We start from the raw sequence: 17,163 nt of genomic DNA, 5'->3' as shown, positions 1-17,163 counted from the left end.
CCCCAGGCGGACGCCACCGCAACACTCAGACCGTCACTTCTTTTTGTCCCTGGCGAACGCCGCTTCCAGCGCTTCGTTGAGGGTGCGCAACACCTTGACCCTGGCCCAGCGTTTGTCGTTGGCCTCGATCAATGTCCACGGCGCGATTTCGGTGCTGGTACGATCCACCATGTCGCCGACTGCCTGGCGGTAGTCAGGCCACTTCTTACGGTTGCGCCAGTCGTCTTCAGTGATCTTGTAGCGCTTGAACGGGATCTTTTCGCGCTCCTTGAAGCGTTCCAGCTGGGTCTGCTGGTCGATGGCCAGCCAGAACTTGACCACCACAACGCCCGCGTCGGTGAGTTGCTCTTCGAAGTCATTGATTTCCGAGTAGGCGCGCTTCCAGTCCGACTCGCTGCAAAAACCCTCGACCCGCTCGACCAGCACGCGGCCGTACCACGAGCGATCGAAGATGGTGAATTTGCCGCGCGCCGGTATCTGCCGCCAGAAACGCCACAGATACGGTTGCGCGCGCTCGTCCTGGGTGGGCGCGGCGATCGGCACGATGGCGTATTGCCGCGGGTCCAGCGCCGCCGCCACACGTCGGATCGCACCGCCCTTGCCTGCCGCGTCGTTGCCTTCGAACACTGCCAGCAGCGCGTGGCTTTTCATGCGCTTGTCGCGCATGTTGCCGGACAGCCGCGCCTGCTCGGTGATCAACTGTTGCTGATAGTCGTCCTTGCTCAGGTTCAGGCTCAGGTCGAGGCTGTCGAGCAGGGTCAGCTCGTTACTGTGAATCGCCAGCGGCCCGACCGTCAGCGCCGCGGTCTCGGGTTCGGCCTTGTTCAGCGCGGCCTGCATGCCTTCCAGCAACAGGCGGCCGACGGTCAGGCTGCGGTAGTTTGCGTCCACCCCCTCGATCACATGCCAGGGCGCATACTCGCGGCTGGTACGGCGCAGGACCCGTTCGCCGAAGCGCACGAACTTGTCGTAGGTCTTGGACTGCTGCCAGTCCAGCGGGCTGATGCGCCAGCTGTGCAGCGGATCGTCCTTGAGGGTCTTGAGGCGCAGCTTCATCTGTTTTTTGGACAGGTGAAACCAGAATTTGAAGATCAGCGCGCCTTCATCGCAAAGCATCTTTTCCAGACGTTCGGCACCGCTGATGGCTTGGTCGAGAACGGCGTCCTTGAAGCGCCCGTGAACCCTGTCCTGGAGCATCTGGCTGTACCAGTTGCCGAAGAAGATACCCATGCGGCCCTTGGCCGGCAATTGCCGCCAGTAGCGCCAGACGGGCGGATGAGCGAGCTCCTCGTCGGTCTGCTGATCGAAGGTGCGTACCTCGATCAGACGCGGGTCCATCCACTCGCTGAGCAGCTTGACGGTCTCGCCCTTGCCTGCGCCTTCTATGCCGTTGATCAGCACGATGATCTGGCGACCGGCCTGCTCATGAAGGTCTATCTGCGCTTCCAGCAACGCTTCGCGCAGTTGCGGCAACGCAGCCTCGTAAGTCTCATCGTCAATGGCATGACCGATTTCAGCGGATTCAAACATGCACAGCTCCTGATTGATGTTGGCTCAGAGAACGCCTGATGCAGATTGTGACCATTGATGACCGGCATCGGTCAATCCACACAACCTTGATAGCACTTTTCTCTGCGCAGACGGCTAAAATGCCGCCACTGCCTCCGCTGAGCCCGACATGACCATTACCCGCCACGCCCAGATCGACTGGGACGAACACGGCAACCCGCGTTCCCGCGACTTCTCCGACGTGTACTTTTCCACCGAATCCGGCCTGGACGAAACGCGCCATGTGTTTCTGGTGCAGAACGACCTGCGCCGGCGCTTTACCGAGTTGCCGGACGGCGGCAGGCTGATCATTGGCGAGACCGGATTTGGCACCGGGCTGAATTTTCTCTGCGCCTGGCAGTTGTTCGACGAGTGCGCGCCCGCCAATGCACGCCTGCAGTTCGTCAGCGTCGAGAAGTATCCGTTGAGCCACGCCGACCTGCAGCGTGCCCTGGCGTTGTGGCCCGAGCTGTCGCCGTTCGCGGGTCAACTGCTCGATCAATATGTGGCTGTGCACGAAGGCTTTCAGCGTCTGGTGTTCGCCGGCGGCCGCGTGACCCTGACGCTGCTGATCGGCGATGCACTGCAGATGCTGCCGCAACTGGACGGGCAGATGGACGCGTGGTTTCTCGACGGTTTTGCGCCAGCGAAAAACCCGGAAATGTGGACCCCCGAGCTGTTCGCCGAACTGGCGCGCCTGTCCACATCGAGCACCACGATTGGTACGTTTACCAGCACCGGCTGGGTGCGCCGCTCGCTGAATGCGGCAGGTTTCAAGATGAAGCGCGTGCCGGGCATCGGCCACAAATGGGAAGTGCTGCGTGGCACGTTTATCGCCTGGCCAGAGGACGTGGCGCATCCGCCCGCTGCCAAGCCATGGTTCGCCCGCCCAGCGCCGATTGGCGGCGAGCGTAAAGCGCTGGTGATTGGCGCGGGTCTGGCCGGCTGCGCCACGGCGCAGAGTCTGGCGCAACGCGGCTGGCAGGTCAGCCTGCTGGAGCGCCACGCCGCACCGGCGCAGGAAGCGTCGGGTAATCCGCAAGGCGTGCTGTATTTGAAACTGTCGGCGCACGGTACCGCGCTGTCACAGTTGATCCTCAGCGGTTTTGGCCATACGCGAAGGCTGCTTGAACGCTTGCAGCGCGGGGTCGACTGGGACGCTTGCGGGGTGCTGCAACTGACCTTCGATGACAAGGAAGCGCTGCGCCAGAAACAACTGGCCGATGCCTTCCCTGAATCACTTCTGCACCTGCTGGACAAGCCTGCCGCCGAAGCACAAAGCGGCGTTGCACTGAACAGTGGCGGGCTGTTTTATCCCGAAGGCGGCTGGGTTCATCCGCCTGCGTTGTGTCACGCACAGGCTGAGCACGCCAATATCCGCCTGATCGCTCATCAGCAGGCGCTGGAGCTGAGACGTGTCGATGATCAGTGGCAGGTCTGGAGTCACGAACAGTTGATCGACAGCGCTCCGGTCGTGGTGTTGGCCGGTGCAGCTGATATCCAGCAGTTTTCGCAGAGCGCCGACTTGCCGCTCAAGCGCATTCGCGGGCAGATCACCCGCCTGCCACAGACTCAGGCCAGCACGGCATTGCGCAGCGTGGTGTGCGCCGAGGGTTATGTGGCTCCGGCGCGTCTGGGCGAGCATACGCTCGGGGCGAGTTTTGACTTCAACAGCACTGATCTGACGCCAAACCTGGCCGATCACCTGGACAATCTGGGGCTGTTGCGGGAGATTTCGGAAGACCTCACTTCGCGCCTCGATACCGCCGATTTGTCGCCCGAGCAATTGCAGGGACGCGCGGCGTTTCGCTGCACCAGCCCGGATTACCTGCCCATCGTCGGGCCGCTGGCCGATCGCGAGGCGTTCATGCAAGCCTATGCCGCGCTGGGCAAGGATGCGCGTCAGGTGCCGGACATCACCTGCCCGTGGCTGGATGGCCTGTACGTTAACAGCGGCCACGGTTCGCGCGGCCTTATCACTGCGCCGCTGTGTGGCGAACTGATCGCCGCCTGGCTCGACAACGAACCACTGCCCCTGCCACGCAGCGTCGCCGAGGCCTGCCACCCCAACCGCTTTGCCCTGCGCGGGCTGATTCGCGGCAAGGGGAAACAGACTGTCGGGCACTGAAACCCGCAGATCATCCTCGCTTGCACGACAGTTGAGATTAGCGTTCCCTACGCTCCAGTGGAATGCAGCTCTCGACGCTCTGCGTCGAAAAGAGGACGCAGAGCGTCCTGAACGGCATGCCGACGCGGAGCGTCGCACGATATTTCCTACGAGCACGCTCAGGCGCTACTCTTGAGCGTCTGTCAGAACAATTGGGCCGCTCATGCTGCAAGTGCGAAACGTATTCAAGCGCTACACCACGGCACAGGGACCGCTGGATGTCTTGCGTGGTGTCGATCTGCATCTGGCACAGGGCGAAAGCCTGGCGTTGATGGGTGAATCCGGCAGTGGCAAGAGCACCTTGCTGCATCTGGTGGCAGGCCTGGATCAGGTCGACGATGGCAGCATCGAGGTCGCAGGCCAGCGTCTGGACCTGATGAACGAAAGCCAGCTGGCCAACTGGCGGCGTACCGAAATCGGTCTGGTGTTTCAGCAGTTCAACCTGATCGGCAGCCTGAAAATAGCCGACAACCTGGCGTTTCAGGCACGCTTGGCCGGGCGTGTTGATGCGGATTGGCAGGCGCATTTGATCGAGCGCCTGGGTCTGGGGGCTTTGCTGGATCGCTACCCCGAACAACTCTCCGGCGGACAGCAGCAGCGTGTAGCGATAGGCCGCGCCCTCGCCTCCCGACCCGGCCTGCTGCTGGCTGACGAACCCACCGGCAATCTCGACGAAGCCACCAGCGACGAGGTACTGCAACTGCTGCTGGATATCCTCGCCGACAGCCCTACCAGCCTGCTGATGGTCACCCACAGCCCGCGCGTCGCGCAGCGGTTGTCGCGTAAAGTGGTGCTGCATCTGGGCCGTCTGGCTGACGAAGGCGAGCGTTGAGATGCGGGTTTTCTACTGGACGCTGCGCGCCCTGCTGAGTCATTGGCGCCGTCATCCGGTGCAGTTTTTCAGTGTATTGACCGGTTTGTGGCTGGCTACCGCGCTGCTCACCGGTGTGCAGGCGCTCAATAGCCAGGCGCGAGAAAGCTACCAGCGCGCCAGCCAGCTGATTGGCGGCGAGCCGCAGACCCGTATCACCGCCAGCAGCGGCGGGCTGTTCCCGCAGGCGTTATTTATCGAGCTGCGCCGTGAAGGCTGGCCCGTGTCGCCCATGCTGCAAGGCCGCATCGTGCTTCAAGGGCGCGAAGACCGTCGCCTGCAACTGATGGGTATCGAGCCGGTGACCTTGCCGACCGGCTCGGCACTGGCCGGGCAGACGCTGAACGCCGAACAGGTCGTGGACTTCCTCACACCGCCGGGTATGACCTGGATTGCACCGCAGACCCTGCAAGCGCTGGGGCTTGAGGAAGGCCAGCAGCCGCTGACCGAAACCGGCGTCGCGCTGCCCCCCTTGCGCGCCAAACCCGACATGGCGCCTGGCGTTTTGCTGACTGACATAGGCTTTGCGCAACCGTTGCTGGGCCAGTCGGGGCAGTTGTCCGAAATGCTGCTGGCCAAGGATTTTGCCCGGCAGAACCCCGTGCTGCCGGCAGCCCTGAATGACCTGCTGGTGATCAAGAAAAGCGGCGAAGAAAACAATCTGGAGCGCCTCACCGAAAGCTTCCACCTGAACCTGAACGCACTCGGGGTGCTGTCCTTCATCGTCGGTCTGTTCATTGTCCACGCCGCCATTGGCCTGGCTCTTGAACAGCGTCGCGGCCTGCTGCGCAACCTGCGTGCCTGTGGCGTCAGCGCACGTCTGTTGATAGCTGCGCTGGGCGTAGAACTTGGGGCACTGGCGCTGTTGGGCGGTGTTTTTGGTGTCGTCAGCGGCTACTTGCTGGCCAGCCTGTTATTGCCGGATGTAGCGGCCAGCCTGCGCGGCTTGTACGGCGCGGAAGTCGCCGGCCAGTTGAACCTCAGTCTGTGGTGGTGGCTGAGCGGTATCGGCCTGGGTCTGCTTGGCGCGTTGCTGGCCGGTGCCAACAGCCTGTTGCGAGCTGCGCGTTTGCCGTTGCTGGCGCTGGCCGATGCCCAGGCATGGCAGCAAGCCCACGCGCAATGGTTGCAGCGCCAGGCGTGGGTGGCGGTGCTGGGCGCGGTGGTTGGCGTGAGTGCGCTGTTGTTCGGCACCAGCCTGATGCTGGGGTTTGTGATGATGTCCGCCCTGCTGCTCAGTGCCGCGCTGGCCCTGCCGGTTTTGCTGGACGCCATGCTTGGCGGTCTGTTGAAGCGCAGCCGCTCGGTGCTCGGGCAATGGTTTGTGGCGGATTGCCGTCAACAGCTGCCCGCCCTGAGTCTGGCGCTGATGGCCCTGTTGCTGGCAATGGCCGCGAACATCGGCGCAGGCAGCATGACCTCGGGTTTTCGCCAGACGTTCAACAGTTGGCTGGAGCAACGCCTGACGGCCGAATTGTATGTCAGCCCGCAGAACCCCGAGCAGGCCGGGCCGCTGAACACCTGGCTGAACCAGCAACCGGATATCAGCGCCGTGCTGCCCAACTGGCAGGTGCCGGTGCAAGTCCAGGGCTGGCCTGCGGACCTGTTTGGCGTGATCGATCACAGCATCTATCGCCAGCACTGGGCGCTTCTGGAATCCGTCGCCGGTGATCCGTGGGATGTTTTGCGCGATGAAGACACGGTCATGCTCAGCGAACAATTGGCACGCCGCCTCCAACTGGGGCTGCAAGATACGCTGAGCATCCCGGTGCCCAATGGCAAGTGGACCCCGCGCATCGTCGGGATCTATGCCGACTATGGCAATCCGAAGGGCCATCTGCTGGTCAATGAAAAACACCTGCTCGCACACTGGCCGCAATCGATGCCGGTGCGTTTCAACCTGAGGGTCGATCAGGCGGCAATCCCGTCGCTGGTCACCCGGCTGCAAGCGCGTTTCAAGCTGGACGATAATCACATCATCGATCAGAGCCAGCTCAAGGGTTGGTCGAGCCAGGTCTTTGAACGTACGTTTGCCGCCACGGCCGCACTCAACAGCCTGACATTGGGCGTGGCTGGCGTGGCGCTGTTCATCAGCTTGCTGACTCAAAGCCAGAGCCGCCTCGGGCAGCTCGCCCCGTTGTGGGCGCTGGGGGTCACTCGAGGGCAATTGATGCTGCTCAACCTGGGACAGACCTGGCTGCTGGCGGTCCTGACACTGGTGCTCGCGCTGCCACTCGGGCTGCTGCTGGCCTGGTGCCTGGATGCGGTGATCAACGTTCGAGCCTTTGGCTGGCGCCTGCCGCTGCAGGTGTTCCCGCTGCAACTGCTGCAATTGATGGCGCTGGCGATGCTGGCGACTTTGCTGGCCTCGGCCTGGCCACTGCTGAAACTGTACCGCAGCCGTCCAGCGGACCTACTCAGGACATTCGCCAATGAACCGTAAATGGCTGGTGCCGCTGGTCATCGTCGTGCTGCTCACTGCCTGCGACGACAAACCGCAACCTGAAAGCGGTTTCGCCGGTCTGGGCAATACGGCCGACAGCTATGCGCAGGTGACACCCGGCAAGGTTTTTTCATTCCCGCAGGACCACGGCCAGCACCCCGGCTTTCGGATCGAGTGGTGGTACATCACCGCCACCCTCAAGGATGACGCGGGCCAGCAGTTCGGCGTGCAATGGACCCTGTTTCGCAATGCCCTACGCCCCGGCCAACAGACCGGCAGCGGCTGGAATGACGGCACGATCTGGCTGGGCCATGCAGCGGCGACTTCTAGCAGCGGTCATTATGTGGCGGAGCGTTACGCGCGCGGCGGCATCGGTCAGGCCGACGTGACGCTGGCGCCCTTCTCGGCGTGGATTGATGACTGGGCATTTACCAGCCATGTCCGCAGCGGTGATCCGCTAGCGGCCATGCAACTGAAGGCCAGCGGCAAGGACTTCCGCTACAACCTGAACCTGACATCCAGCAAGCCGCTGGTGCTGCAGGGTGAACAGGGCTACAGCCAGAAATCGGAGGCGGGCCAGGCGTCGTACTACTACAGCCAGCCATTCTTCGACGCCAAAGGCAGCGTGGTCATTGAGGGCAAAACACATCAGGTCACCGGTAAAGCGTGGCTGGACCGCGAATGGAGCAGTCAGCCACTGACCGCCAACCAGAGCGGCTGGGACTGGTTTTCGCTGCAACTGGCAGACGGTGATCGCCTGATGCTCTATCGCATCCGCCACAAGAGCACTGCCCCCTACCTGACCGGTAACTGGATCAGCGCCGACGGCACCACCCGGATGCTGCACGCCAACGAGATCAGCCTTGAGCCACTGAAAGAAACCTCGATCGGCGAGCATAAAGTGCCCACCCGCTGGAGAGTCAGGGTCCCCGACCGGAATCTGGACATCACCAGCGAAGCGCTGAACCCTGCTGCCTGGATGGGCGTGAGTATCCCCTACTGGGAGGGGCCGGTGAGGTTCAGCGGGAGTCAGGAAGGCGTGGGGTATCTGGAGATGACCGGGTATTGAGCGGGTCTGCTGGCAGTTGCGCCTTCAATTCGAAACACCTGTTGGCGCGGGGACAACCACCGACGCACCTCAGGCTGACTTTTTGAAATAGGGCCATGTGCTCAGGTTTTTCAGAGGACGCTCATCCCAAGACAAAGCCATTTTTTCAAAATGTCTGTAAAACGTGTCCTTCTGCTCCTTGTAACGCACCGCGTCTATAAAGGGCTTGGCTTTCTTGTACAGGCTCACGACATTTGAATGGTTGGACTGGCGCAGCATTTCCTCGTGGTAGATCCCTTGAACAATACCAACGGCCACTCGCTCCCAATGGTTCAGCACGTACTTGACCGCTTCCTTTTCCTTGCGATCAGCCTCGTTGCAGGACAAAAGCAAATCCTTCATCGGCGACTGGGCATCATGCATGGCGGCGATGCGCGCGTTACCCAGTTGCAACTGCTCATCCAGCCGGCACCCAAATAACAGGTCTGCGGTCTGTTTCTTCTTTGCAGTCGCCAGCACCATGTACATCGAAACGATTGCAGTGAGCACTCCGCAGAACAGGAGAACATTGCGCAGAGCTTCTTTTGCCAACAGCTCGGCCAGAGCCAGACACATATCCATATGATTTTTCTCATAAAAAAATGGAGACCGATCGGGGCTCCATTTGAAATTCCTGAACGAGTTTAAAAGCCTTCGTACTCTTCGCAAGCCTGTGCGACGTGCTTGTTCATATCGATACCCCTTTATGTATGCCGAGTGAGTTGACGTGCTTTCATGTGCCCCAAACTAGCGTGCTGCAAACATCACCGTCAATGAGCCGAATCCGCTTTACATGTCAGAAAAATCCGCCCTAAAGCGGGTGCGGTAAGCACGACAGCAACCCCAACCCAGTGAAAGCATCAATTCCAGAAGCAAGCACCCAACCAGCTGAAAACAAACGCTTATAACTTTTTGATCTAAAACTACCATGCCCTCACTGGGTCAGTTTCTGGGTGACTGCACTTTCTCAGTCACCTCCCCAACGGAAACCCGGTAAGGACTTATGTGCGGATTAGCAGGTGAATTACGTTTCGACCATCAACCAGCGGACTTAGCCGCTGTTGAACGCATTACCCATGAGCTGGCGCCTCGCGGCCCGGATGCGTGGGGGTTTCATAGCCAGGGGCCGGTTGCCCTTGGTCATCGTCGCCTGAAAATCATGGACCTGTCGGACGGCTCGGCGCAGCCGATGATCGACAGCAATCTGGGCCTGTCCCTGGCCTTCAACGGTGCGATCTACAACTTCCCGGAACTGCGTGCCGAGTTGGAAAGCCTTGGCTATCAGTTCCATTCCGGCGGTGACACCGAAGTGTTGCTCAAGGGCTATCACGCCTGGGGCGCAGACATGCTGCCCAAGCTCAATGGCATGTTCGCCTTTGCCATCTGGGAACGTGACAGCAAGCAGCTGTTCATCGCCCGTGACCGCCTCGGCGTCAAGCCGTTGTACCTGTCGAAAACCGACAAGCGCCTGCGCTTCGCGTCCTCGCTGCCTGCCCTGCTCAAGGGTGGTGACATCAGCGGGATGCTTGATCCGGTGGCGCTCAACCACTACCTCAACTTCCATGCGGTAGTGCCTGCGCCGCGCACCCTGCTGGCCGGCGTCGAAAAACTTCCGCCAGCCAGCTGGATGCGTATCGACGCCAGCGGCAAGGTCGAACAGAAAGTCTGGTGGACCCTGCCCTACGGCCCGCACGAAGACGAGAAAAACCTCACCCTCGAAGACTGGCGCGACCGCGTACTGGACAGCACGCGTGAAGCGGTAGCGATCCGCCAGCGTGCTGCAGTGGACGTCGGTGTGCTGCTGTCCGGCGGCGTCGACTCGAGCATGCTGGTCGGTCTGTTGCGCGAAGTGGGCGTCGAGGACCTGTCGACCTTTTCTATCGGTTTTCAGGATGCCGGCGGCGAGCGCGGTGATGAATTTCAGTATTCCGACCTGATCGCCAAGCATTACGGCACGCGCCATCACCAGTTGCGTATTCAGGAACGCGAGATCATCGAGCAGTTGCCTGCGGCGTTCCGCGCCATGAGCGAACCGATGGTCAGCCACGACTGCATCGCCTTCTACCTGCTGTCGCGTGAAGTATCGAAGCACTGCAAGGTGGTACAGAGCGGCCAGGGCGCTGACGAACTGTTCGCCGGTTACCACTGGTACCCGCAAGTCGACGGCGCGAGCGATCCGGTTGCCGCCTACCGTGATGCATTCGTCGACCGCAGCTACGCGGAATACGCCGAGACCGTGCAGCCGAAGTGGCGCACTGCCAACGACGCAGCCGGTGATTTCGTTCGCGATCACTTTGCCCAGCCAGGCGCCAGCGCTGCTGTCGACAAGGCGTTGCGTCTGGACAGCACGGTGATGCTGGTCGATGACCCGGTCAAGCGTGTCGACAACATGACCATGGCCTGGGGCCTGGAAGCGCGCACGCCGTTCCTGGACTATCGTCTGGTCGAACTGTCGGCTCGCATTCCGGGTAAATTCAAGCTGCCCGACGGTGGCAAACAGGTGCTGAAAGAAGCCGCACGCATGGTCATTCCTTCGGAAGTGATCGACCGCAAAAAAGGCTACTTCCCGGTGCCTGGCCTCAAACACTTGCAGGGCGACACGCTTAACTGGGTGCGCGAGCTGCTGACCGACTCCAGTCAGGACCGCGGCCTGTTCAACCCTGCCATGGTCGACAAGTTGCTGACCAACCCCGAAGGCCAGCTCACGCCATTGCGCGGCTCCAAGCTGTGGCAACTGGCAGCGCTGAACCTGTGGCTCAGCGAACAGGGACTGTGATCGATGAAACAGAACGCGACGACTTATAGCCAGCGCCTGTTGCGCGGCCAGTCGCCCTCGTACGAACGTCTGCAGGCGCGACTCGCTGAAGACGGCAGCCAGATAGATGCAGACCCTCTGGCGCTGCATTGTGGCTGGGGACGCTTGCTGATCGGTCACACCTACCCTGATCCGGCCGCACTGGCTCAGGACCTGCTCAACGAAAAACCCGGCGAGCGCGACATCGCCCTGTATGTGGCAGCCCCGCAACAGGTGTTGGCGCAATCGCCGCAGCAGTTGTTTCTCGACCCGTCGGACACGCTGCGTCTGTGGTTCAGCGATTACCGCCCGGCGCACCGTGTGTTTCGCGGCTACCGTATCCGCCGTGCGCATAATGAGAACGACTGGCAGGCCATCAACAACCTGTACCTGGCACGCGGCATGTTGCCCATCGACCCCGAGCTGCTGACCCCGCGCCATGAGGGTGGCCCGGTGTACTGGGTGGCCGAGGACGAGGGCAGCAAGACGATCATCGGCAGCGTCATGGGCCTCAACCACCAGAAGGCCTTCAATGATCCGGAAAAAGGCAGCAGCCTCTGGTGCCTGGCGGTTGACCCGCAATGCACGCGGCCGGGTGTCGGCGAAGTGCTGGTCCGGCACCTGATCGAGCATTTCATGAGTCGCGGCCTGAGCTACCTCGACCTGTCGGTGCTGCATGACAACGATCAGGCCAAGGCGCTGTACGCCAAATTGAATTTTCGCAACCTGCCGACCTTCGCCATCAAGCGCAAGAACGGCATCAACGAGTCATTGTTTCTCGGCCCAGGCCCGCAGGCAGACTTCAATCCTTATGCGCGGATCATTGTCGAGGAAGCCCATCGGCGCGGCATTGACGTGCAGGTGGATGATGCCGATGCCGGGCTGTTCACCCTCAGCTATGGCGGTCGTCGCATCCGCTGCCGCGAGTCGTTGAGCGATCTGACCAGCGCGGTGAGCATGACCCTGTGTCAGGACAAGAGCCTGACCCATCGTGCCCTGAAGGCCGCCGGCCTGCGCCTGCCCGCACAGCAAAGGGCAGGCAACGCAGACGATAATCTGGCGTTTCTCGAAGCGCACGGGCAAATCGTGGTCAAGCCGCTGGACGGTGAGCAAGGTCAGGGCGTCGCGGTTGATCTGCGCACCATTGAAGACGTGCAGAGCGCCATCGAACAGGCCCGCCAGTTCGACACTCGCGTAATTCTGGAAAGCTTTCACGAAGGTCTGGACCTGCGCATCGTGGTGATCGGCTTTCAGGTCGTGGCGGCGGCGATACGTCGCCCGGCTGAAATCATTGGTGATGGTCGCCACACCATCAAACAGTTGATCGAAGCGCAGAGCCGACGCCGCGCCGCGGCAACGGATGGCGAAAGCCGTATTCCGATGGATCAGGAAACCGAGCGCACGGTGCGCGAGGCCGGCTTTGACTACGCCGATATTCTGCCGATGGATCAGCGCCTGGCCGTACGTCGTGCTGCCAATCTGCATACTGGCGGCTGCCTGGAAGATGTCACGGCTATTCTGCACCCGGTGCTCCACGACGCAGCGGTGCGTGCCGCGCGGGCGCTGGACATCCCGGTCGTAGGTCTGGACCTGATGGTGCCGGCTGCCGACCAGCCTGACTACGTGTTCATCGAAGCCAATGAACGCGTAGGCCTTGCCAATCACGAACCACAACCCACCGCCGAACGTTTCGTCGATCTGTTGTTTCCGCATAGCCTGCCTGTGCATATCTGATCGCAGCTGCGGGCACGGCTGCAAATGGCGTATCAGCCTTTGCAGCCCGTGGCTTGCAACTGTTCCATAAGGAGCATCCATGACCCCTGCAAATATCCCCGATCCGGATCTGAAATACCTGCAGAAAGTTCTGTTGGAAATGCTCGCGATCCCAAGCCCTACCGGCTTCACCGACACTATTGTGCGTTACGTGGCCGAGCGTCTCGAAGAGCTGGGCATTCCGTTCGAACTGACCCGCCGCGGCACGATCCGCGCCACCCTGAAGGGCAAGCAGAACAGCCCCGATCGCGCCGTATCGGCGCACCTGGACACCATCGGTGCCAGCGTTCGGGAAGTCAAAGAAAACGGCCGCCTGTCACTGGCTGCGGTCGGCTGCTGGTCGAGCCGCTTTGCCGAAGGCAGCCGGGTCAGCGTGTTCACCGACACCGGCGTGATCCGTGGCAGCGTTTTGCCGCTGATGGCTTCCGGTCACGCGTTCAACACCGCCGTGGATGAAATGCCGATCAGTTGGGACCACGTCGAGCTGCGCCTGGATGCCTATTGCACCACCCGCGCCGACTGCGAATCGCTGGGTATCGGCATCGGTGACTTCGTCGCCTTCGACCCTCTGCCTGAATTCACCGAGAGCGGACACATCAGTGCCCGCCACCTGGATGACAAGGCTGGTGTCGCGGCACTGCTCGCCGCCCTGAAATCCATTGTCGACAGCGGTGCCGAGCCGTTGATCGACTGTCACCCGCTGTTCACCATCACCGAAGAAACCGGTACGGGCGCGGCTGGCGTGCTGCCTTGGGACGTGAGCGAGTTCGTCGGCATCGACATCGCGCCGGTTGCGCCAGGTCAGCACTCCAGCGAACACGCCGTCAGCGTGGCGATGCAGGACTCGGGCGGTCCTTACGACTACCACCTGTCCCGCCATCTGCTGCGGCTGGGTGTGGAAAACGAGTTGCCGGTGCGTCGTGACCTGTTCCGCTATTACTACAGTGATGCGCACTCGGCCGTGACTTCGGGGCATGACATCCGCACCGCCCTGCTGGCCTTCGGCTGTGACGCGACGCATGGCTACGAGCGCACGCATATCGACAGTCTGGCAGCGCTAAGCAAGTTGCTGGGTGCCTACATACTCAGCCCACCGGTATTCGCCAGCGATGCCAAACCGGCGCAGAGCTCGCTGGAGCGCTTCAGCCATCAGATCGAGCACGATGCGCAGATGGAATCCGATACCCGCGTGCCACCGGTCGACAGCCTGATCGGGCAGAATCGCGAAGAGAGCTGAGGCCCTGTGAATTGCGGTGCGTGGCACCGCAGTTCTATTATCGCCGCTCATCGACACGAGAACCGCCATGCTGATCCCCTACGACCAACTGGAACCTGACACCCTCACTCGCCTGATCGAGGATTTCGTCACCCGTGAGGGCACCGATAATGGCGACGAAACACCGCTGCAAACCCGGGTACTGCGCGTGCGTCATGCGTTGACCAAGGGCCAGGCGGTGATCTTTTTCGACCTTGAGAGCCAGCAGTGTCAGCTGATGCTCAAGCACGACGTGCCGAAGGAGTTTTTCGAATAGCCTCCAAAGGCCGAGTCAGGTCATTTGCCCACAACGTCGCCTGCTGACCACGCCGCTCACCGAAGCGGCGTTGTTGCCTGTTGCGCAAGCGTCCTGGCGATTCGCTTGTAGACTTCAGCGCGGTGAACCTTGACGTCTTTCGGGGCATTCATCCCGAGCCTGACCTGATTGCCGTTGATCCCCAGAATCTGCACCGTGATGTCATCACCAATGGAAAACGTTTCGCCAATTTCCCGCGTCAGTACCAGCATTTTTCCCACCCTTGCGTTGCGCAAAAGAGGCAGGGTGCATGGCGAAACACGGCGCTTCAATGCGCTGATGGCAAATCAGTAACGTCCTGCAACAGCACCGGAAAAGACTGAAGGAAACGTCTTACTTTCCAGCCAAATCCGTGGGAAATATCGTTCGCGGCAGTGGTTAATCAAGCGGCGGACCAACGCGGCCCCAGCAGAATGATGATCGCACCGATGACGCAGAACGCCAGACCCAGCCAGTCCGTGCCCAGCGGCCTGACTCGCTCGACCAGCCCCAGCCAGGCAATCGAAGCAGCAATGTAGATCCCGCCATACGCCGCATAGGCTCGGCCCGCATAAGCCGCCTCCACACGTGTCAGCAACAGTGCAAACACCGTCAGGCTGACAAGCGCAGGAATCACCCACAGCGCGCTCTTGCCCTGACGTAACCACAGCCAGAAGGCATAGCAACCGAATATCTCGAACAGAGCAGCGAGGAAAAACCACAGGTAATTGAGCATGAAAGGTTCTCAGGTCAGGGCTGCAAGATGCGCGCAACCCTATCAGAAAACAGTGTGGTCATGACCTTGATACCACCCAAGAGGACGCGGAGCGCGGCACGATAGTTGAGGTTATCATTCCGCACGCTCCAGCGTGGGAATGCAGGTCACGACGCTCTGCGTCGCACGATAGTCGCGATTATCGTTCCTCACGCTCCAGCGTGGGAATGCAGGTCGCGACGCTCTGCGTCGCAAAGAGGACGCGGAGCGTCCAGAAAGGCATGACGACGCGGAGCGTCGCACGATAATCGGATCATCCGTGCAGACCGACGCAGAGCTTCAGCACGATAGTTGAGGTTATCGTTCCTCACGCTCCAGCGTGGGAATGCAGGTCACGACGCTCTGCGTCGCAAGAGGACGCAGCGCTTCCGGGTTAGTCAGGCATGCCCCGTCTGCGCCTTCGCGCGCATCTTGGCGCACATGACAGTCATTTCGTCATACATCGCCTGTGGCTGCTTGCGTTTCATTTCCCAGGCCATGCGGCCTTCTTCGTGAGGCAGGATCATGAATTCGCCTTCGCCAACCTGCCTGAAGATGCAGTCGGCGATATCCCCGGCGGTGATCGGCGACTTCTCCAGCAACCTGCCGATCTGCGCCTTCATCGCGGGCGTGGGGCCGCGGAAGGAATCCAGCAGGTTGGTCTGAAAGAACGACGGGCAGACCACATGAACACCAACCCCCTGATCATGCAGTTCGACCAGCAGGCTCTCGGAAAGCGCGACGACCCCGGCCTTGGCGACGTTGTAATTGCTCATCGCCGGCGCCTGCATCAGCGCTGCCATCGAGGCGATGTTGATGATCCTGCCATTGCTGGCCAGCAGCATAGGCAGGAACGCCTTGCAGCCCTTGACCACCCCCATCAGGTTGATCGCGATCTGCCAGTCCCAGTCCTCCAGCGACAATTCGTTGAAAAAGCCCCCCGAGGCCACCCCCGCATTGTTGACGATGATGTCGATGCCGCCAAAGCGCTGTTCGCACGCTTGGGCAAACGCGGTGAGCTGGCTGTAATCGCGAACGTCGCAACGCTGCACGAAGCCGTCCCCCCCCGCCTCGCGTACCCGTGCAAGGGTCTCCTGCAAGCCGGCATCGTTGATGTCCGAAAGTGCCAGCCGCCACCCTTCGCGTGCCCAGCGCAGTGCAATTTCACGACCCAGACCTGAGCCGGCGCCAGTAATCATGATGCGGTTTTGCATAGCGAGTGCCTTGTGATGTGCAGGAGTTGCCTGAGTGTAATCACAGTAGAAGCACCACAAACCCACCATCAAGACGCTGAATGCCTGGAGCAAACCGCAGCCCTATGAACGCCTGGACCGGGCCACATAGCGCACCAGCAACAGGCCATATACCGACACATTGAGCAGCACGACGATGCCGCCCAGCCAAAGCTGTATGCCCGGCGTAAGCCCGGCCGGGTAAATCAGCGGGAGCAGATAATGCTCAACGAAGCCCCCGCTATAGCCCTGCCCTCCAGCGTTGCTGCGCAGGGTGTTTTCCAGCGGTGTCAGCGGGCAATACAGATGCAGAAACTCGACCGCAGTCCCCCAGGCCGCCGCTGGAACGTGCAGCAGCGCCAGCCAGGGCCTTCTCAATACCAGCAGTCCGCCGAACAGGACGAACACAATGAACAGTAGATGAAACACGACCACGGCATCCGCCGCCACTCGATAAACCATCATTGTGTCCTCTTGTGGCCCATGCCTCAGGTCGAAAGTTCACATCGCGCCGAGACTTTCCAGGGCCTTTAGTTCAATTGTTTTTAAGACCGATTCAAACCCATCAGGTTAAAACGGGCCAAGTTATTGTCAGACAAAAATACGACAAGATGCTGATTTTCAATGTTTTTTAGAAATGTAAGAAATTATTTAAAATAGATCGAACCTTTCTCCAGCACCCAGAGTCCGATGAGTCAAGCAGGCAAACTTCATACCGTCTGGCGTGACGTTTTAACGGCATCTGTTAATTAACACTACTGTAAAGAGGGAACTCACCATGGGCATCGGCACTATTCTTATCATCGTTCTGATTCTGCTGCTAGTTGGCGGTTTGCCAGTATTCCCGCACTCGCGCAGCTGGGGCTACGGTCCGTCGGGCATCATCGGTACGATCCTGGTGATCCTGCTGATTCTGGTGTTGCTCGGCAAGATATGATCTGCTG

Annotated in this window: 15 protein-coding genes; 9 read left to right on the top strand and 6 right to left on the bottom strand. The window is 60.7% G+C overall.

The window, feature by feature from the left end; genetic code table 11:
- Positions 1-33: 33 nt before the first annotated feature.
- Positions 34-1,530 carry a polyphosphate:AMP phosphotransferase gene (pap, locus tag KBY02_RS04250; protein WP_024639721.1) on the bottom strand — a complete coding sequence of 499 codons (1,497 nt, stop codon included), beginning with the start codon at positions 1,528-1,530 and terminating at the stop codon, positions 34-36.
- Positions 1,531-1,678: 148 nt separating this feature from the next.
- Between pap and mnmC the strand changes: the two genes are divergently transcribed.
- The 4 genes from mnmC to KBY02_RS04230 all read left to right on the top strand — a co-directional run bounded on the left by mnmC (position 1,679) and on the right by KBY02_RS04230 (position 8,098).
- Positions 1,679-3,676 (top strand): bifunctional tRNA (5-methylaminomethyl-2-thiouridine)(34)-methyltransferase MnmD/FAD-dependent 5-carboxymethylaminomethyl-2-thiouridine(34) oxidoreductase MnmC, encoded by a 1,998-nt coding sequence (gene mnmC, locus KBY02_RS04245; protein WP_225649883.1) that lies wholly within the window; start codon positions 1,679-1,681, stop codon positions 3,674-3,676.
- Between the two features lie 202 nt (positions 3,677-3,878).
- On the top strand, positions 3,879-4,547 hold the full coding sequence (locus KBY02_RS04240) for an ABC transporter ATP-binding protein (RefSeq protein ID WP_003402544.1): 669 nt from the start codon (positions 3,879-3,881) through the stop codon (positions 4,545-4,547).
- A 1-nt stretch (position 4,548) separates the two neighbouring features.
- On the top strand, positions 4,549-7,029 hold the full coding sequence (locus KBY02_RS04235) for an ABC transporter permease (RefSeq protein ID WP_225649881.1): 2,481 nt from the start codon (positions 4,549-4,551) through the stop codon (positions 7,027-7,029).
- Entirely contained in the window at positions 7,019-8,098 is a 1,080-nt protein-coding gene (locus KBY02_RS04230; protein ID WP_116887035.1) for a lipocalin-like domain-containing protein, read from the top strand. The genes KBY02_RS04235 and KBY02_RS04230 overlap by 11 nt, the downstream gene beginning before the upstream one ends.
- A 69-nt stretch (positions 8,099-8,167) precedes the next feature.
- Here KBY02_RS04230 and KBY02_RS04225 read toward each other — a convergent pair whose 3' ends face one another.
- Positions 8,168-8,698, bottom strand: coding sequence for a DUF4760 domain-containing protein (locus KBY02_RS04225; RefSeq protein ID WP_003402541.1), 531 nt, complete (start codon positions 8,696-8,698; stop codon positions 8,168-8,170).
- A gap of 421 nt (positions 8,699-9,119) precedes the next feature.
- On the opposite strand from KBY02_RS04225, the gene KBY02_RS04220 reads away from it, so the two are divergent.
- The 4 genes from KBY02_RS04220 (at position 9,120) to KBY02_RS04205 (ending at position 14,215) form a co-directional block, all read left to right on the top strand.
- Positions 9,120-10,892, top strand: coding sequence for an N-acetylglutaminylglutamine amidotransferase (locus KBY02_RS04220; RefSeq protein ID WP_003402540.1), 1,773 nt, complete (start codon positions 9,120-9,122; stop codon positions 10,890-10,892).
- 3 nt (positions 10,893-10,895) lie between these two features.
- Entirely contained in the window at positions 10,896-12,644 is a 1,749-nt protein-coding gene (gene ngg / locus KBY02_RS04215; RefSeq protein WP_032653461.1) for an N-acetylglutaminylglutamine synthetase, read from the top strand.
- A gap of 79 nt (positions 12,645-12,723) precedes the next feature.
- A complete protein-coding gene (locus KBY02_RS04210; protein ID WP_003402538.1) occupies positions 12,724-13,920 on the top strand; it encodes an osmoprotectant NAGGN system M42 family peptidase in 1,197 nt (398 codons plus the stop codon).
- Positions 13,921-13,987: 67 nt separating this feature from the next.
- Positions 13,988-14,215, top strand: coding sequence for a YheU family protein (locus KBY02_RS04205; RefSeq protein ID WP_003314533.1), 228 nt, complete (start codon positions 13,988-13,990; stop codon positions 14,213-14,215).
- A 56-nt stretch (positions 14,216-14,271) separates the two neighbouring features.
- On the opposite strand, the gene csrA is transcribed toward KBY02_RS04205, so the two are convergent.
- From csrA to KBY02_RS04185, 4 genes are all read right to left on the bottom strand, one after another.
- Positions 14,272-14,466, bottom strand: coding sequence for a carbon storage regulator CsrA (gene csrA / locus KBY02_RS04200; RefSeq protein ID WP_225649879.1), 195 nt, complete (start codon positions 14,464-14,466; stop codon positions 14,272-14,274).
- 170 nt (positions 14,467-14,636) lie between these two features.
- The gene (locus KBY02_RS04195; RefSeq protein ID WP_060406653.1) at positions 14,637-14,969 is read right to left on the bottom strand and encodes a YnfA family protein; all 333 of its coding nucleotides are present in this window, start codon (positions 14,967-14,969) and stop codon (positions 14,637-14,639) included.
- A 416-nt stretch (positions 14,970-15,385) separates the two neighbouring features.
- The gene (locus KBY02_RS04190) at positions 15,386-16,201 is read right to left on the bottom strand and encodes an SDR family oxidoreductase (RefSeq protein ID WP_060405798.1); all 816 of its coding nucleotides are present in this window, start codon (positions 16,199-16,201) and stop codon (positions 15,386-15,388) included.
- A 102-nt stretch (positions 16,202-16,303) separates the two neighbouring features.
- Positions 16,304-16,681: a DUF2784 domain-containing protein gene (locus tag KBY02_RS04185; protein ID WP_024640797.1), complete on the bottom strand. Its 378-nt coding sequence runs from the start codon at positions 16,679-16,681 to the stop codon at positions 16,304-16,306.
- A 316-nt stretch (positions 16,682-16,997) separates the two neighbouring features.
- On the opposite strand from KBY02_RS04185, the gene KBY02_RS04180 reads away from it, so the two are divergent.
- Positions 16,998-17,156: a DUF3309 family protein gene (locus KBY02_RS04180; protein WP_002552554.1), complete on the top strand. Its 159-nt coding sequence runs from the start codon at positions 16,998-17,000 to the stop codon at positions 17,154-17,156.
- The last annotated feature ends 7 nt before the right edge of the window (positions 17,157-17,163 follow it).

The organism is Pseudomonas sp. P129, from assembly GCF_020312195.1.
GTDB lineage: Bacteria > Pseudomonadota > Gammaproteobacteria > Pseudomonadales > Pseudomonadaceae > Aquipseudomonas > Aquipseudomonas fragariae.
Note: the sequence above shows the minus strand (reverse complement) of the source record. Positions and strands in the feature narration are given on the sequence as shown.

Bases quoted from the DNA above. Each gene is read 5' to 3' on its own strand.
- pap (WP_024639721.1), bottom strand. From the start codon at position 1,530: ATGTTTGAATCCGCTGAAATCGGTCATGCCATTGACGATGAGACTTAC.
- mnmC (WP_225649883.1), top strand. From the start codon at position 1,679: ATGACCATTACCCGCCACGCCCAGATCGACTGGGACGAACACGGCAAC.
- KBY02_RS04240 (WP_003402544.1), top strand. From the start codon at position 3,879: ATGCTGCAAGTGCGAAACGTATTCAAGCGCTACACCACGGCACAGGGA.
- KBY02_RS04235 (WP_225649881.1), top strand. From the start codon at position 4,549: ATGCGGGTTTTCTACTGGACGCTGCGCGCCCTGCTGAGTCATTGGCGC.
- KBY02_RS04230 (WP_116887035.1), top strand. From the start codon at position 7,019: ATGAACCGTAAATGGCTGGTGCCGCTGGTCATCGTCGTGCTGCTCACT.
- KBY02_RS04225 (WP_003402541.1), bottom strand. From the start codon at position 8,698: ATGGATATGTGTCTGGCTCTGGCCGAGCTGTTGGCAAAAGAAGCTCTG.
- KBY02_RS04220 (WP_003402540.1), top strand. From the start codon at position 9,120: ATGTGCGGATTAGCAGGTGAATTACGTTTCGACCATCAACCAGCGGAC.
- ngg (WP_032653461.1), top strand. From the start codon at position 10,896: ATGAAACAGAACGCGACGACTTATAGCCAGCGCCTGTTGCGCGGCCAG.
- KBY02_RS04210 (WP_003402538.1), top strand. From the start codon at position 12,724: ATGACCCCTGCAAATATCCCCGATCCGGATCTGAAATACCTGCAGAAA.
- KBY02_RS04205 (WP_003314533.1), top strand. From the start codon at position 13,988: ATGCTGATCCCCTACGACCAACTGGAACCTGACACCCTCACTCGCCTG.
- csrA (WP_225649879.1), bottom strand. From the start codon at position 14,466: ATGCTGGTACTGACGCGGGAAATTGGCGAAACGTTTTCCATTGGTGAT.
- KBY02_RS04195 (WP_060406653.1), bottom strand. From the start codon at position 14,969: ATGCTCAATTACCTGTGGTTTTTCCTCGCTGCTCTGTTCGAGATATTC.
- KBY02_RS04190 (WP_060405798.1), bottom strand. From the start codon at position 16,201: ATGCAAAACCGCATCATGATTACTGGCGCCGGCTCAGGTCTGGGTCGT.
- KBY02_RS04185 (WP_024640797.1), bottom strand. From the start codon at position 16,681: ATGGTTTATCGAGTGGCGGCGGATGCCGTGGTCGTGTTTCATCTACTG.
- KBY02_RS04180 (WP_002552554.1), top strand. From the start codon at position 16,998: ATGGGCATCGGCACTATTCTTATCATCGTTCTGATTCTGCTGCTAGTT.